Below are 16,188 nucleotides of genomic sequence, written 5' to 3'. Positions count from 1 at the left end.
GCGGGCCTCATACAGAGCAATAGCGGTGACCATCCGCAGCCGGTGGCCCCTCTATATGCTCTCCATGCTCGCAGCCAATCTGATCGGCGCGGTGCTGGTCTTTGCCTTCGTCCGGTACGGCGTTCCGATCCAGGAGTCCGACGCGATAGTTGCCGACCGTGTCCGCAACTTCGCGATCTTCGGCGTTTACCTGGCATTCGCCGGTGCCGTCAGCCTCACCGCGGCGGCCATGATGTTGAAATCGGTCATCCGTTGGCGGCTGCGCGGGGGTCCGCCGACGAGGTCCGAGCAGATGGCGGCACTTCACGCGCCGCTTCGCCAGGCCATCGTTCACCTGGTGCTGTGGATTCTGGGCGGCATCATCTTCGTGTTCCTGACCATCACCGAGATGCCCGGACTCGCGATCGCGGTGATCGTGACGGTCTGTATGGCCGCGACCACGACCTTCGGGTTCACCTACATGCTCGGTGAGCGCATTTTGCGTCCGGTCGCCGCCCAGGCCTTGAGTGAGGGCGAATTCGATCGGACCATGGCGCCGGGCGTCGGAACCCGGCTGGCGATGACCTGGGGTCTCGGCACGCTGATGCCCGTCGCCGGCATCATCTTGCTGTGCTCGACGCAGCTCACGACGAATCTCGAGTTCTCCCCCGACTCGCTCGCGTGGGCGATCCTGCTCATCTCGATCATGGCGATCGTGCAGGCCTTTGCACTGTCGATGCTGACGGCTACTCAGATCTCCGATCCGATCCGACAACTGCGACGCGCCATCGAGCGAGTGCAGCGCGGCGCCACCGACGTACGCGTCGAGGTGTTCGACGGCAGTGAGATCGGCCGGCTGCAGGTCGGCTTCAACCGCATGATGAAAGAGTCCGACGAGCGTCGCTTGCTGCGTGAGCTCTTCGGCCAGCACGTCGGCGAGGACGTGGCCCGCCGCGCGCTGAAGTTCGGTACCGAACTGGGCGGCGAAACTCGATTCGTGGCAGTTCTGTTCGTCGACATGGTCGGATCAACCGGTGCCGCGGCCGAGCGCCCGCCGGGCGAAGTGGTCGAGCTGCTCAACGAGTTCTTCCGTGTGGTCGTCGACGTCATCGATCGCCACCACGGTTTTGTCAACAAGTTCATGGGTGATGCGGCGCTCGCCATCTTCGGTGCACCACTCGATCGACCCGACGCTCCGACGGCAGCCCTCGCGGCGGCTCGCGAGCTGCGGTTCAAGCTCAACGACATCACCGGCCTGGACGTCGGTATCGGCGTGAGCGCGGGGCTCGCGGTCGCCGGCAACATCGGTGCTGCCGAACGTTTCGAGTACACCGTGATCGGCGATCCGGTCAACGAAGCATCACGGCTCACCGAGCTCGCGAAACTTCGGCCCAGCCGGGTGCTGGCGTCGACGAGCGCGCTGTATTTCGCCGACGAAGAGGAACAGGCCGAGTGGGAACTCGGCGAGCAAGTCCAACTGCGTGGGCGCCGACGACTGACGCATCTGGCGTGGCCGGAAAAGTATCCAGAGGTCGATCCGGATCAAATTGGTTAGGGTGAGTCGATGGCTCAGCCTGGAAACACCCCACGGCGACTGAGACGACCACGCTCGCCCGTGGCCGAGACCAGTCGGGCCAGAGGGCGCTTCTGGTGGCTGAAGTGGGTGCTCGGGATAGCGCTCATCGCCCTCCTGATAGTCGAAGGCGCATATCTCTGGCCCAGACTCAGTGAGGCCTGGCGGGTCCTGACCGAAATCCATTGGGGTTGGGTGGCCGCGTGCGTCGCGGCCCAACTCATTTCGTTAAGCGGATACGCGTCCGTTCAACAACGTCTGCTCAATGCCGCCGGTGTGGTTGCCGGTCACCTCAAGAACCTCTCGGTCATCTATGCCAGTACGGCAATGGCGCTGACGTTGCCTGCTGGCCAGGTCTTCTCCACTGCGTTCACGTACAAGCAGACTCGAAAGTGGGGCGCTACACCGGTTGTCGCATCCTGGCAGTTGGCGATGTGCGGTGTCATCGCTGCCGCGACGCTGGCACTACTCGGCGCTACCGGCGCAGCGGCGTTCGGCACCAAGGTCAGCCCGGTGACGCTGACGATTTCGCTCGTCGGCATGGCAGCACTGTTTCTGGCGTTGCGATACATAGCCCAGAATCCCGGCAGCATCGAGCGCATCGGGCACCGAGTTCTGGCGCTGTACAACCGTTCTCGCAATAACCCGACCGGGCGCGGTATGCACCGTTGGTCCGAAATCCTCAAGCAACTGGATTCGGTCGAGCTCAGCCGCACCGACTCGGTCATCGCATTCGGGTGGTCGGCCATCCATCGTGTCGCCGATGTCGCTTGTTTGGGTTTCGCATGCTGGGCGGTGGGCGCGGAACCCTCCTTCGCGGGGCTCCTGATTGCCTTTACCGCTGCCAAAGCAGTCGGCAGCATTCCGCTGCTTCCCGGCGGGCTGGGCTACGTGGACACCGCACTGATCACCGCGCTGACGATCGCCGGTGCCAGTGGACCGCAGGCAATTGCGGCATGGTTTGTATATCGGATGGTCAGCTTCATCATGGTCGCTGTCGCCGGTTGGATCGTCTTCTTGATCACGTTCCGTGCAACCCACCACGAAGATCTCGAGATGGACCTCGAGTTCGAACGTCGAGAACAACCCGGCGTCTAGCGTCGCAACGCTGCTGCCATGTCGTCGAGGTGGGCTCGGCTGATCCGTACCGCTGCCTCCGCGTCGCCGGCTTCGATGGCGTCCACCAACATTCGATGCTCGTCCGCATCCGGCTGACTGTGTGGATGCAGGTCCAGAACCGCGATCAACTCGATCAACGCGGCCCGCAGACGCGGCACAAAAGTCTCGAAGAGTTCCGACAGCACGGGATTGTGGGCCGCATCCACCACTGCCCGGTGGACGGCGATATCGGCGTCGACAAACGCTGCGTCTCCAGAGTGCGCGGCGGCAGTTCTACCGTCCAACGCCTGCCGCAGAGCCGCGACGTCAACGGCATCGCGGCGCTGTGCCGCCAGCCGAGCCGCTTCGATCTCGACCGCATTTCGCACCTCGACGACATGAAGAATCGCCTCGGCTTCGAGCACGCGCGGCCACTGATCCGGAGGCGTCGTACTCCGCAGGAAGACGCCGGCACCCTGTCTCGATTCGAGCATGCTGAGGCCCGCGAGGGTCCGCACCGCTTCCCTGATGGTGGACCGACCGATACCCAACTGCGCAGCCAAAGTGGTTTCACCTGGAAGTTTGGCGCCGACTTCCCATTCACCGCTCACGATCCGCGCTCGCAGCAACTCCGCGGCCTGGTCGGTGAGCAGCCGACGCTCGACGATAGGTGACACGTGAACTCCTCAGGTTGTCTGATAAGTGATTTCGTTCTAGTGTAGCCCGCATGGCTACAGGAGCACTCCTTCTCGACTGCCGCGGCGGGGCCTGACAGACCGGCACCCCTCCGCGGGGTTTCGCCATGCCGGTCTCTCGACTCGACCGCAGGAGAAACCGAAGATGAGTACTACCCGCGCCAACCGCTGGAACAACCAGAAGCCGTCACCCATGCCGTCCGAGCGCTACCGCGCCGCGTGGGATCGCGTCGACATTCCGACTTTCGACCGAACGTGGCCGTCCAATCGCACCACCGCGGCGCCCCTGTGGGTGCCCGTCGATCTGCGTGACGGCAATCAAGCCCTCGCAGAACCGATGGACCCCGAACGCAAGCGCCGAATGTTCGAACTGATGGTGGCGATCGGCTACAAGGAAATCGAGGTCGGCTATCCCTCTGCGAGCCAGACCGATTTCGATTTCGTTCGCGACCTGGTGCGGTTCGATCTCGTTCCCGACGACGTCACCATCGTCGTATTCACCGCCGCGCGTATGGATTTGATCGAACGGACGTACCAGTCGATCGAGGGACTGCCAAACGCGGTCGTCCACATGTACACCGCGACTGCGCCGACGTGGCGAAACGTGGTTCTCGGCAAAGAGCGAGAAGAGTTGCACGACATGATTTTCCGCGCGGCGCAGGACGTGGCCCGTGGCGGCGAAGGCCACGACGGGTGGCGATTCGAGTTCTCCCCCGAGGTCTTCAACCTCACCGAACCCGATTACATCCTGCAGGTCTGCAACAGCCTCACCGAACTCTGGGACGCCAGTCCCGATCGCCCGGTCATCCACAACCTGCCTGCCACAGTCGAAATCGCCACCCCCAACATCTATGCCGACCAGATCGAATACATGCACCAGAACCTGGCCCGACGCGATTCGGTGATTCTCTCGGTCCACCCGCACAACGACCGCGGCACCGGGGTTGCATGTGCCGAACTGGCAGTACTGGCCGGCGCGCAGCGCGTCGAGGGATGCCTGTTCGGCAACGGCGAGCGCACGGGCAACGTCGACCTGGTCACGCTGGGGCTGAATCTGCATGCACAGGGCGTCGATCCGGAAATCGACTTCTCCGACATCGACAAGATCCGTCGAACGGTGGAGTACTGCAACCGAATTCCCGTCCACGAGCGCCACCCGTACGGCGGCGATCTCGTGTACACGGCATTTTCCGGAACCCACCAGGATGCGATCAAGAAGGGCTTCGCCCATCACTACGAGAGTGCGGAGGCTGCCGGCGTCGATCCGGGATCGGCGCCGTGGGCAGTCCCCTATCTGCCGATCGACCCCGCCGACGTCGGCCGCGATTACCAGGCGGTGATTCGTGTGAACAGCCAGTCGGGCAAAGGCGGAATCGCTTATCTGTTGCAGACCGAGTACGGGGTCGAACTCCCGCGGCGCCTGCAAATCGACTTCGCCTCGCGGGTGCAGCTCGAGACCGACGACTCGGGCACCGAAATGACCGCCGACCAGCTGTGGAAACTGCTGCTGCGCGAGTACGGGTACAACGGAGGAGTGCGTCGGTACTCACTGGAACACACCGCCGACGGTGATCAGTTGTTCATCGCCATTGGTCGCGACGGACGCGAGGTCACCGCCGCCGCGAGTGCGTCCGGGCCGGTCGAGGCATTGAGCAAGATCCTGACGGAACAGGGCTCGGACGTCGAGGTCGTCTCGCTCACCCAGCATTCACTGCCCCGCAACCCGGAGTCTTCCGGTAGTGCGAATTCGGCAGTCACCATCGCAGAATGCGTGGTGAACGGCGAAGGGCACTGGGGCATTGCGGTGCATCAGTCAGTGACAGCGTCGGCGCTTCACGCGGTCTATGCCGCCAGTACACAAACTGTGATGCAGCTCACATGATCTTGCGGAAGGATTTCCAGGGGTCCATAGTTGAAGCTACAAGAACTTGAACATTCAACTACTTATTCAGGAGCTTCCATGACCACCGCAACCTTGCCCACATTGACCGCCGGAACCTGGGTCATCGACACCGTCCACTCCACTGTCGGATTCTCGGTTCGCCACCTCATGGTTTCCAAGGTTCGTGGAACGTTCGACGAGTTCTCGGGAACGATCACCGTTGCCGAAGACGGAACCCCCGCCGTCGAGGCCGAGATCTCCGTGGACTCCATCAACACCAAGAACGAGCAGCGCGACGGCCACATCAAGTCCGCTGACTTCTTCGACGTCGAGAAGTTCCCGAAGGCCACCTTCAAGTCCACCGCAGTGCGCTCCAAGGGCAGCGACTTCGTCCTCGCCGGCGACTTCACGCTCCACGGCGTCACCCGCGAGGTCGAGCTGAACCTCGAGTTCAACGGCGTCAACCCGGGCATGGGCCAGGGCCCCGTCGCCGGATTCGAAGCCACCACCGTCATCAACCGCAAGGACTTCGACATCTCCATCGAGATGCCCCTCGAAGGCGGCGGAGCAGTTGTCGGCGACAAGATCACGATCACCCTCGAGATCGAAGCCGGCCTCCAGGCCTAACAGCACTGTGCGCCTTTATTAACCGCCCGCGGTTAATAAAGGCGCACAGTCGTATGGTGTGAGCGTGAAGAAGTACGCACCATTCCTGCTGATCGACGCCATTCTTGTCATAATCTTCTGCGCGATAGGGCGCCGTACCCACGAAGAAGCCAATGCGCTCGCCGGTCTGGCGAAGACATCGTGGCCCTTCCTGACCGGCCTGGTGATCGGATGGGCTGCCACGTTCGCGCTGTACCGCGACAAGTTCAATGCCGTTCTCCTTCTTCCCACCGGCATTGTCGTTTGGCTCGGCGCCGTCGTCATCGGCATGATCCTGCGAGTGTTGAGTGGCCAGGGCACCCAGTTCAGCTTCATCGTCGTCGCGACGCTGGTCCTCGGCGCGTTCCTTCTCGGTTGGCGCGCACTCGCTCCGCTGGTAGTGAAAATCCGCACCAAGTCGTAACCAAACTCCACGGCTCGGAACCACCCGAAATGCCCGAGCACGTAGGACACTTTTCGAATGAGCAACACTACGGAGCCCGTCGAACGTAGCGAGAAAGAAGACCGGGGGTTCTTCGGCCAACCCTTTGCGCTGGCGAACCTGTTCGGCGTCGAGATGTGGGAGAGATTCTCCTTCTACGGGATGCAAGGCATCCTCATCTACTACCTGTACTACAGCGTCAGCGACGGCGGCCTCGGCATCAGTCAGGCGGCAGCGACCAGCATCGTCGGCGCATACGGCGGCACCGTCTATCTGTCGACGATTCTCGGCGCGTGGGTGGCCGACCGACTTCTCGGCTCCGAGCGCACACTCTTCTACAGCGCTTCGCTGGTGATGGCCGGCCACATCGCCTTGTCGGTTCTTCCTGGCATGTGGGGTGTGGGTGTCGGCCTGGTCATGGTCGCCTTCGGCAGCGGCGGCTTGAAGGCCAATGCGACCTCTCTGGTCGGAGACCTCTATTCCGAACAGGACAATCGCCGCGACGCCGGATTCTCCATCTTCTACATGGGCATCAACATCGGCGGTCTTGTCGGTCCACTGCTCACCGGAGCCGTCCAGGACGCCTGGGGATTCCACGCCGGTTTTGCTCTCGCCGCCGTCGGCATGGCTCTCGGCCTGATCCAGTACACGCTGGGTCGGAAGCATCTTCATGGAATCGGAGCCGAGCCCGGCAACCCGTTGCCCGCGGACAAGCGCGCGCTCTACATCGGGATCGGCATTGCCGCGATCGTCGTAGTCGCGGTTGCCTCGATCACCGGTTTGATCACCGCGGACAACATGTCCGACGTCGTTGTCGGACTCACGATCGTCGCTTCGGTCGGTTACTTCCTCCTCATGCTCACCAGCAAGAAGGTAACCAAGGTCGAACGCAGTCGAGTCTTTGCATTCATCCCGATGTTCATTGCGAGCGCGGCCTTCTGGTCGCTGTTTCAGCAGCAGTTCACCACCGTGCCGGTGATCTCCGACAAACTCCTGGACCGCAATCTCTTCGGTTGGGACTTCCCGCCGACGTGGGTGCAGTCGATCAATCCGGTGTTCATCATCATCTTTGCCGGTGTGTTTGCAGCGATGTGGACAAAACTCGGTGACCGTCAGCCGTCGTCGCCGATTAAGTTCGCGCTCGGTACCGGCACGATGGGTCTGGCGTTCCTGGCATTCATCCCGATCACCGGTGGCGGACCGAACAGTGCACCGCTCCTCGGCCTTGCCGGAGTGCTTCTGCTCTTCACCTTCGCGGAACTCTTCCTGTCCCCCGTCGGCCTTTCCCTTGCAACCAAACTCGCGCCCGAGCATTTCCACACCCAGATGGTGGCGTTGTTCTTCTTGTCCGTTGCGTTGGGTTCTTCGATGGCGGGAACCTTGGCCGGTTACTTCGACATCGACGACAGTCGCCCGTTCTTCCTGATCATCGGTTTCTCGTCAATCGGAATCGGAGTACTTCTTGCTCTTGCCTCACCATGGATCAAGAAGCTGATGCAGGGCGTGAAGTAGGCGGTCTCACTTCACCCACAACCACAGAGCCAGCACGAATCCCGCTATCGCTACTGCCACTCGCAGTACCGATGGCGGGATTTTCTTGACTACGGGCGGGCCACACCAACCTCCGGCCAACGCTCCGAGCGCCATCGCCAACGCGGCCACCCAATGCACCTGTCCGGAGAAGGCGAAGATGAGTGCAGCCACAAGATTGGCAATGCCGAGAAAGAAGCTCTTCAGGATCGTTGCACGCCACACCGTTTCGGACGTGAGGATGAGCGTCGCGGCCAGGAAGATGACGCCGGCACCGGCACCGAAATAGCCGCCGTAGACCGCGACGGCAAACAGTGCGGCCGAGTAGATTCCGGGACGGTCACCGCCGCCGGACAACTCACGAATCTTCGGTTGCAGTAGCAACGCGAGCGAGGCGAACACAACCATTGCCGGCACGACGGATTCGAACGAACCTTCCGGTGCCAGCCACAGAATCAGGGCACCGATGATGCCACCGGCAGCCGAATAGAGAGACCAGCGAACAAGTTTCGGACCCGTGTCGGCAACTTCACGGGACGAGTTCGCCAATGCGCCGACGCCCACGGCCACCAACGCGACGGTATTGGTCATGTTCGCGCTGACCGGCGAGAGCCCGACGCTCAGCAGCGCCGGATACGAAACGATCGACGCGAGACCGGTGACAAAACCGACTAGACCGCTGAAGAATCCCGCTACGACGAGGAAAAGGAAATCGAGCAGGTTCACGAACCAGGAATCTACCCGCGGTGCCTGGTACTACTTGTCGGCAGGCTTGCCGAGTTCCTGGAAGAGCTTGTCCGTCATCTGCATTGCTCGATCGCCGCCGTCGGCGTCTGCGACGAACACTGCAAACGCGAAGTCTCCGCGCGATCCGTAGAACCAGCGATCGTCACCGCTCGCTGCACCGGCCGCCATCATGTCCGGGTACCCGGCCAGTCCGCCGGCCCCTCGCATCGCGTCGCGCAGACGATTGTTCACGTCGCCGGGCAATGCCGTCGGTGTGACGTCGGCGGTAGCCGGTTGTCCGAAGACCATCATCGGCAGCGGGGCACTGCCGCGGGCGATCGATGCCGCGAGCATCGCCATTCCGAACGGTGTCACTGTCGGCGCGTCCGCGTCGTTGGACGTCTTGTTGGCCATGACGTTGTTCATCGCCTGGTCCACGCCGGGGCGGTTCGCGGCAAGTACTGCCGTCTGCTGATCGAGTCCCTGAATGTGGAAGCCGTTGCCGAGCCCGAGTTGCTGCCCGGTGTCGGCCAACTGTTCGGGTGACACAGATCCCGGGTCGACGCCGTTCTGCATCGACGATGCGAGGCGGACCAGATCGAGGGCGCCGCCGGCCGGGCGCAACCCGGTGAATGCGATCGGGCCCTGCTCGATGGCCTGATTGTTCTGTGCGGCAGCCAGAATGGCGCCGTCCGACGGGCGGATCGCGACGATGGCGGCGGGAGTACCTGCACTGACGACGGCTTCGATCGCAGCGAGTTGAGCGTGCGAATCGAGGGTTGCGGCGACGTCGGGGCCGGGAGGTCCTTGGAAGCCGGCTTGCTTGATCGGGAATCCGTTGGACTCCACCAGGTTGACCGCCCAACCGGCGGTGGCGTCGCGATTGGCCTGCCACACGGTCCGAAGCGGGTCCAGGAGCGGCGAGTTGATACGACGATCGGAGGCGATCAGCTTGGGTGTCTTGACCACGACGACGCCGGGGATTGCAAAATCGCTTTCCAGGTACGCGTAGTCGGGATCGCGGAGCAGTACGGCGGTGACGGGCTTGCCCGGGTTGGCCGCGAGGTCGGCCAGCATCGACTCCGAGGTCACCAACGGTGCGACGGGCTCGAGAACTGCGGCGAGGCGACGAGTGGTGTCGACGGGGTCCGGCATGGTCGTCGGGTCGAGAGTGATCGCGTTGATGGTCTGCTCGTTCATGAGCAGGGTGCCCGTGCTGTCGACCACCTTCGGGGGCGCTGCGTCGGTGCGGGTGTACGAGACGGTGCGCCCGTTTCCGAGGTCGGGAACCAGGACTGACGGGTCCCAGGACACCCGCCAGCCGACGGAAAGATCGCGAACCTCGCCCTGCGACTGGTAGCTCCAGTCCTTGCCTTCGCCGAAGTTCCAGGACGCGTCGAGGGTGAAGAGTCCGGAGTCGCTACCCAGATCCATGACCTGAGCGACGTCGAAGTCGGTGGACTTGGCGGCCAGTCCGTCGAACATCTGCTGGATCGAGGGGCGGGCTGCGTTGGGGTACGACGTGAGCGCCGCAGCAGCTTCGGCGTCGTGGTTGTTGAGGGCGGTGACGAAGTCTTCCACCACCGAAGCGGCGTCGGTTTTCTTCTCCCCACCGATGACACATGACGCGAGCGCCACTGTCAGAACGACAGCAGTTATCGAAGCAACGACATATTTTCCACGACGGTTGTGCTGTCCTCCGGGCCCCATGCATGTAACTCTTTACTTCTGTCACACGAGTAACAAGCACGGGATGCCTACGAACGTGTCACGGTTGAGCTACGACGGCGTGATCCAACTGCAACGGAAAACAGGTTTCAGCGCAGAAAAGTGCCCGCTACCTGCACCGCAGGCGAAGAGCTGTCCGCGCCGGCAATGAACACCGCAAATGCGAGATCTCCCTTGATTCCGACAAACCACCCGTGTGCTGGACCACCTTCGGTTTCGGCCGTACCGGTCTTGCCCAGAAGCCCCGGAATGTCCTGCAACGACGTTGCCGTACCGCCTGTGACGGTCTCGCGCATCATCACCCGCAACTGTTCGGTCACCTCGGTGGGAGCCGGTGCCACGGTCTGATCTGCCACGCCGGGCTGTCCCTTGACCAACATCGGCGCGGGTGTCGTCCCGTTGGCGATCGAGGCCGCCACGAGAGCCATCCCGAAAGGCGTGGCGGTCACCGTGCCCTGTCCGATCGCGGACTCGACGCGTTCGGCGGGCGTGTTCGCGTCGGGGACGTTGCCCGTCACCGTCGTGAGGCCCGGGGTGACGTAGTCGACGCCAAGCCCGAACTGCAGCGCCGCGTTGTGCAGAGCATCGGCAGGCAGACCGACGGCCATTCTGGCCATGGTGGTGTTGCACGACTTCGCGAACGCGGTGTGCAGCGGAACCGATCCGAGGTCGAACTCGTCGTCGTTGGGGATCTGACGGCCCTCGATGTTCTCGGTACCCGGGCACGCCACAACGGTGTCCGGTGTAGCGACGCCGGCTTGCAGCGCCGCGGAGGTCGTCACGGTCTTGAACGTGGACCCCGGTGGGTACAGGCCGGTCAACGCAATGGGGCCCTGTGCGTCGGCGGGGGCATTCTGGGCCACCGCCAACACCGCTCCGGTCGACGGCTGTAGCGCTACGATCGCCGCCTGTTGCGTCACCCCGGCGAGCGCGTTCTCGGCCGCGAACTGCAGTGGTCGGTCGATGGTGGTCGCGATGTTCGGAGCAACCGGCCCGTCTTGGCCGGCGACGGTGGTGATGGTTCCGTTCTGCTTCACCTGCTGCACCGCCCAGCCTGCGGATTTGTCCTGCCCCTCCTGCCACAGATCGGACAGCCCACTGAACGTCGGCGACGCCAAAGTTTTGTCCACCGAGAGCAACCGCGCTTGCGGCGCCAAGCTCACTCCGGGAATCGCCGCCAACCGCTCTTCGATCGGTGCAAGATCCTCGGCACGCAAAGTGATTGCGGTGACCGGCTTCCCGCTCGCCGACGCAAGGTCGCCGCTGAGCGATGCCGCCGTGATCGTCGGCGCGACGGGCGAGAGCAGGGCGGCCACGGCTGCCGTGTCCACCGGCGGAACCGCAGCGGAATCCAGATTGACCAGCGTCACCACCTGCTGCTCCATGATCGGCTGACCCGCCGCGTCCAGCACGGACGGCGGCGCACCGGTCGTGGGCGTGTAGCGCAGAGTGGTCGAGGAGGTCAGGTCCGGGGCCAGCAGCGCCGGGTCCCACTGGATCAGCCAGTTGTCCCCGCTTTTCGACGCGTTTCCCTGCGTCGAGTAGTTCCAGTCCTGACCTTCACCGAACTTCCACGCCGCATCGAGTGCGAACGTCCCCGCAGAATCACCGGACTCGGTGGCGTCGGAGACGGTGAATGTTCCCTCGTCCTTGCCCAGCCCGTCGATCAGAGCCGAAATCGCAGTCGAGGCCGCCGCCGGATCGGTGGTCAGGGCTGCCGCCGCTTGCACGTCATCCGACGTGAGCGCGGAGGCGAACTCCTCTGCCACTGATTTCGGCTGGTCAGGGCCAGAACTGCAGGCAACTACCGATCCTGCGGCCAATACCCCCAAAGCCACGGCAGCTACGGGACGACGGAAAGTTCGGAAGCTCTGACGAGCGTGTGAAAGGCGCACGACTCCGATCATGCCCGAATTTGTGGCGCCGGTTCGACTATCGGTGTAATCATGTAATCAGTGCAATAAACGCACGTCATGCTCCACCAGCTTTCCGAGGAGAACGCCATGAAGAACTCACAAAGCTCCGGCGACCGCAGGTTCGGCCGTCCCGGAGGTTGGCAACAGGCATCGGTTCCCGACGCGAGTGATGCGTCCGACTGGTTTGCCGGTCGACTTCCAGATGACTGGTTCACCGGGACCGCCGACGTCCAGGTCGACCGCGAAGAAATCGTCGTGATCGGTGAACTCCCGGCAGTCGACGGTGGCGAGGCCGCCGCGGACGGAAGGATCTCGCGCTTTCGTGAAACCACGCGCGCCGACCGGATGCGCATCGCCGACGAGGCCGAGGCTCGCTACGGACGCAAGGTCGCCTGGGGTGTACGCCTGGACGAAAAGACCGTCCTGTTCACACATCTCTCAGTTCCGGTGATGACACGACTACGTCAGCCCGAACGCAAGGTTCTCGACACCTTGGTGGACGCGGGAGTTGCTCGCTCGCGAGCGGACGCTCTCATGTGGACAGTCCGGTTGGCGGGCAAGCACAGCGAACAATGGCTCACGGAACTCCGCGAAGCGATGTCGAAGGTCGACGATCTTCGGTCCGAAGGCCCGAAAATCTGAGGACCAGAAAATCTCAGCACCGAACACTGACGAGACCGACAGCACAAATTAATTCGATTGCAGGGGACCACTCGAGTGTTCTAACCTGGAACACGAATCATTCCCGACAGAACAGGAAACGGGCCGTTGCTCCTCTAGAGGTTCATCACGCGAAGGCACTCGCACCCATCAGCAATTGCTGAGCCGGGCGCACAGTCCAAGCACCCTCTGGAGTACTCATGACCCAATCCCATCCTTCTCTGTCGCTCTCGGATCTCACCTTCATCTGGCCGGACGGCGAATCAGTCTTTTCCCGCACCAATTTTGTATTCCCCAGTGGCCGTGTCGGTCTCGTGGGACTTAACGGATCGGGAAAGTCGACTCTGCTGCGATTGATCGCGGGAGAGCTCTCACCGGAATCCGGATCCGTGACCGCTTCCGGCGAGGTCGGCTACCTCCGTCAGGACATCACACTCGATCCGAGTGTTCGGGTGGACGGCATCCTCGGTATCCACGAACTACGAAACGCATTGCACCGCATCGAAACCGGCAACGGATCCGAGTCCGATTTTGCACTCGTCGACAACAACTGGGATATCGAGGAGAGCGCTCTCTCCACCTTGCATCGACTCGGCCTCGAGAAGGTAGTTCCGGATACCGCAGCATTGAGCCGAACCGTCGGCACCCTCTCCGGCGGGGAGACCGTCCTACTCGGCCTGACCGCAACGCTGCTGAAGAATCCGCAGGTGCTGCTCCTCGACGAGCCGACCAACAACCTGGACCGCGACGCTCGATCACGAGTTCATGCTGCAGTCCAACAGTTTCCGGGAACCGTACTGATCGTCAGCCACGACCGGGAACTGCTCGACACCGCGGAGTACACGGTCGAACTACGTCGGGGCGATCTACGCGTGTTCGGCGGCAACTACTCGCACTACCAGGAGGTCGTGACCGCTGAGCAGGAAAGCGCACTCGCCACCGTTCGCGACGCCAAGGCCGATCTGGCGAAGCAGAGCCGCGAGCTGATCGACGCTCGAACAAAGCTGGACCGACGTAAGCGCTATGGGCAGAAGATGTTCGAGAACAAGCGGGTGCCGCTGATTATCGCGCAGGAACGAAAACGCCAAGCCCAAGTTTCGGCCGGAAAGCTGGCCCTCAACCATATCGGGAAGGTGGACGAGGCCAAGTCCGCCCTGTCGGAGGCAGAGGAACTCCTTCGAGACGATCGCGAGATTCGCCTGGACCTTCCTGCTACAGAGGTTCATCCGGGGCAGCAGGTTGCGCGGCTCGCCGAGGTTACGTTGCGGAGCGGCCAAGGGGTATCGCTCCAGATCACCGGGCCGGAGCGGATTGCGCTACTGGGACGCAACGGAATCGGCAAGACAACATTGCTCGATGCACTCGCTGCGTCGACTCCGTTCGTAGCCTCTCGTGCGCTCCCCCAACGTCTCGACGTGTTCGACGAGAATCTCTCGGTGGCGGACAACGTCGCTTTGGCCGCGCCACACGCGACAGCCGAGGAAATTCGTGGGCAGTTGGCACGGTTCCTTTTCCGGGGAACGGATTCCGATGTGTTGGCTTCTGCGCTCTCCGGCGGTGAACGATTGCGCGCGGCGTTAGCGACGATCCTTCTGGCCGAACCCGCGCCCCAGCTGCTTCTTCTCGACGAGCCGACTAACAACCTGGACCTACCGAGTCTCGCTCACCTCACGCAGGCACTTTCCGATTTCCGCGGTGCCATGGTGGTGGTGAGTCACGATCTGCCGTTCCTGCGCGACATCGGCATAACGCGATGGATCAGCATGGACGAGAATGGTATTCAGGACATCGATCCCGAGTAGGCCGACGGTTGACGCTATCGGTGCGAGACGGTCTGGCCTTACTGTGGGGCGATGTGCCTTCACCTCGACGCAACCGCCGCGCTGTCGATCGCATGTTGGGTTCGCGAAGAACCTACTCGATCGGCCTCTGCCCCAGTTCCGCAACCGCTGGTCGGCGTTTGTGATCAACTCATCGTGTGGGCGAGTTCGTTCTCCGTACTTGCCAGTTCCGACGACCAGGTGTGGTTTCTCTCGGCGGAGAACTATGCCGGTGGAGTCGGCGTCAGTGATGAGGCGTTTCCTTGGAATGCGTTCCGGCACGAGAGCCTGGCGGTCGCTTCCGGGCCGGCTGAGCGCGCGGCGATCAACGCCTTCTGGTCCACTCACCTCCCGGTTCTGCTGTCGGTACGCAATGGGTACGAGTACCTGGCGCTCGCACCGGACGGTCAGGTTGTCCGTGGGGGAGAGCCTGAGTTCGAGGAGGTCACCGTAGTTGCCACTGATTTCGAGGCTCTGCTTCGGGGCATAGGCGCAGGCGTCAGCACGGCAGACCCCTTCACCGATGCACTGCTTGGAACGGTGGGTACTGCCCGGCCGGGCAGTGACCGGTAGCTCTGAGGGAGGCCGAGTTGATTGCTCGACTGGTCGTGAAAGTTCACGGCATCCGTCGGAATGGCTCCGGACGACTACTCGAGTTCGTGTGCGCAGTAGCTGGCACCCATACTGGACGGGTGTTGCACGACGTGAGAAATCCGGTGGACGGTGCGCGGATCACCTATCAGATCGTGGGCGATGGCCCACCCCTGTTGATGGTGCACGGCACAGCGTTGTCGCGCTCCATCTGGCGTGGCTTCGGGTACGTCAAGGCGCTCCAGGAACAGTATCGTCTGATCCTCGTCGACATGCGGGGTCACGGACGCAGTGACAAACCACACGACTCCGATTCGTATGCAATGGATCTGGTGGTCGGCGACCTCCTGGAGATCCTCGACACGGAGTCTCCGTTCGAACCGGCGCACGTCCTCGGATACTCGTTCGGCGGGCGCTCGGTGATGTCGCTGACCGTCGAGCACTCCGAACGGGTGCGATCGCTGACCGTCGGGGGCGGTAGTAGCCGGCCGATGACGGGGGCGTTCGACGCATTGTTCTTCCCAGGCTGCATCGACGCACTCGAAAGCGGCGGTATCGAGGGGTTTCTGAGCGGTTGGGGCGCGAGGCGCGGCAAACCGGTGGATCCACAGACTGCGACTGCCTTTCGAATCAACGATGCCCTCGCACTCGCGGCCTACATGCGCCGGGCCGAGAAGGAGCAGGGCATCGACGACGCCGTGCTTCAACGGATCACCACACCGGCGTTGTTGTTCGTCGGATCGAGAGATCGCGAGCGCCTGCCGGATACCGAGCATCTCGCGTCGCTGATCCCGGACAGTGCCTTGACTGTGATCGAGGGGGCTGATCACGCGAGCGCAGTCGCGGACTCCGAAGCTGTGCTGCGTGCGCTCGTTCCGTTCCTGAGCCGACAGTAGTCCGCCT

14 protein-coding genes are annotated in these 16,188 nt (G+C 62.8%); 10 read left to right on the top strand and 4 right to left on the bottom strand.

Features of this window, described 5'->3' with window-relative positions; translation table 11 throughout:
* Positions 1-55 precede the first annotated feature (55 nt).
* Positions 56-1,534 (top strand): adenylate/guanylate cyclase domain-containing protein, encoded by a 1,479-nt coding sequence (locus RA302_RS05200; protein WP_021343017.1) that lies wholly within the window; start codon positions 56-58, stop codon positions 1,532-1,534.
* Between the two features lie 9 nt (positions 1,535-1,543).
* On the top strand, positions 1,544-2,650 hold the full coding sequence (locus RA302_RS05195) for a YbhN family protein (protein ID WP_166501898.1): 1,107 nt from the start codon (positions 1,544-1,546) through the stop codon (positions 2,648-2,650).
* On the opposite strand, the gene RA302_RS05190 is transcribed toward RA302_RS05195, so the two are convergent.
* Positions 2,647-3,327 carry a FadR/GntR family transcriptional regulator gene (locus RA302_RS05190; protein WP_166501897.1) on the bottom strand — a complete coding sequence of 227 codons (681 nt, stop codon included), beginning with the start codon at positions 3,325-3,327 and terminating at the stop codon, positions 2,647-2,649. The two genes, RA302_RS05195 and RA302_RS05190, sit on opposite strands and share 4 nt — an antisense overlap.
* A 163-nt stretch (positions 3,328-3,490) precedes the next feature.
* On the opposite strand from RA302_RS05190, the gene RA302_RS05185 reads away from it, so the two are divergent.
* From RA302_RS05185 to RA302_RS05170, 4 genes are all read left to right on the top strand, one after another.
* Positions 3,491-5,227: a 2-isopropylmalate synthase gene (locus RA302_RS05185; protein ID WP_166501896.1), complete on the top strand. Its 1,737-nt coding sequence runs from the start codon at positions 3,491-3,493 to the stop codon at positions 5,225-5,227.
* A 78-nt stretch (positions 5,228-5,305) separates the two neighbouring features.
* A complete protein-coding gene (locus RA302_RS05180; protein ID WP_019747097.1) occupies positions 5,306-5,854 on the top strand; it encodes a YceI family protein in 549 nt (182 codons plus the stop codon).
* A gap of 64 nt (positions 5,855-5,918) precedes the next feature.
* Positions 5,919-6,296 (top strand): DUF3054 domain-containing protein, encoded by a 378-nt coding sequence (locus RA302_RS05175; RefSeq protein ID WP_029537615.1) that lies wholly within the window; start codon positions 5,919-5,921, stop codon positions 6,294-6,296.
* Between the two features lie 57 nt (positions 6,297-6,353).
* Positions 6,354-7,826, top strand: a complete 1,473-nt coding sequence (locus RA302_RS05170; RefSeq protein WP_019747095.1) for an oligopeptide:H+ symporter — start codon at positions 6,354-6,356, stop codon at positions 7,824-7,826.
* A 6-nt stretch (positions 7,827-7,832) separates the two neighbouring features.
* On the opposite strand, the gene RA302_RS05165 is transcribed toward RA302_RS05170, so the two are convergent.
* The 3 genes from RA302_RS05165 to RA302_RS05155 form a co-directional block, all read right to left on the bottom strand.
* The gene (locus RA302_RS05165; RefSeq protein WP_003945554.1) at positions 7,833-8,570 is read right to left on the bottom strand and encodes a sulfite exporter TauE/SafE family protein; all 738 of its coding nucleotides are present in this window, start codon (positions 8,568-8,570) and stop codon (positions 7,833-7,835) included.
* Positions 8,571-8,600: 30 nt separating this feature from the next.
* Complete coding sequence (locus RA302_RS05160; protein WP_019747094.1) at positions 8,601-10,280, bottom strand: NTF2-like N-terminal transpeptidase domain-containing protein; 1,680 nt, start codon at positions 10,278-10,280, stop codon at positions 8,601-8,603.
* A gap of 107 nt (positions 10,281-10,387) precedes the next feature.
* Complete coding sequence (locus tag RA302_RS05155; protein WP_225320284.1) at positions 10,388-12,205, bottom strand: penicillin-binding transpeptidase domain-containing protein; 1,818 nt, start codon at positions 12,203-12,205, stop codon at positions 10,388-10,390.
* Positions 12,206-12,301: 96 nt separating this feature from the next.
* Here RA302_RS05155 and RA302_RS05150 point away from each other — a divergent pair, with 96 nt between their 5' ends.
* The 4 genes from RA302_RS05150 to RA302_RS05135 all read left to right on the top strand — a co-directional run bounded on the left by RA302_RS05150 (position 12,302) and on the right by RA302_RS05135 (position 16,181).
* Positions 12,302-12,856 (top strand): hypothetical protein, encoded by a 555-nt coding sequence (locus RA302_RS05150; protein WP_238054137.1) that lies wholly within the window; start codon positions 12,302-12,304, stop codon positions 12,854-12,856.
* 218 nt (positions 12,857-13,074) lie between these two features.
* Positions 13,075-14,676, top strand: a complete 1,602-nt coding sequence (locus tag RA302_RS05145; protein WP_238054136.1) for an ABC-F family ATP-binding cassette domain-containing protein — start codon at positions 13,075-13,077, stop codon at positions 14,674-14,676.
* Positions 14,677-14,727: 51 nt separating this feature from the next.
* A complete protein-coding gene (locus RA302_RS05140; protein ID WP_166501895.1) occupies positions 14,728-15,267 on the top strand; it encodes a hypothetical protein in 540 nt (179 codons plus the stop codon).
* Between the two features lie 143 nt (positions 15,268-15,410).
* Positions 15,411-16,181: an alpha/beta fold hydrolase gene (locus RA302_RS05135; RefSeq protein ID WP_197941750.1), complete on the top strand. Its 771-nt coding sequence runs from the start codon at positions 15,411-15,413 to the stop codon at positions 16,179-16,181.
* Positions 16,182-16,188 lie beyond the last annotated feature (7 nt).

The sequence above is a fragment of the Rhodococcus sp. DN22 genome, from assembly GCF_036669995.1.
GTDB lineage: Bacteria > Actinomycetota > Actinomycetes > Mycobacteriales > Mycobacteriaceae > Rhodococcus_F > Rhodococcus_F erythropolis.
The sequence above is the reverse complement of the archived record's forward strand: the minus strand, read 5'-3'. Positions and strand labels throughout refer to the sequence as shown.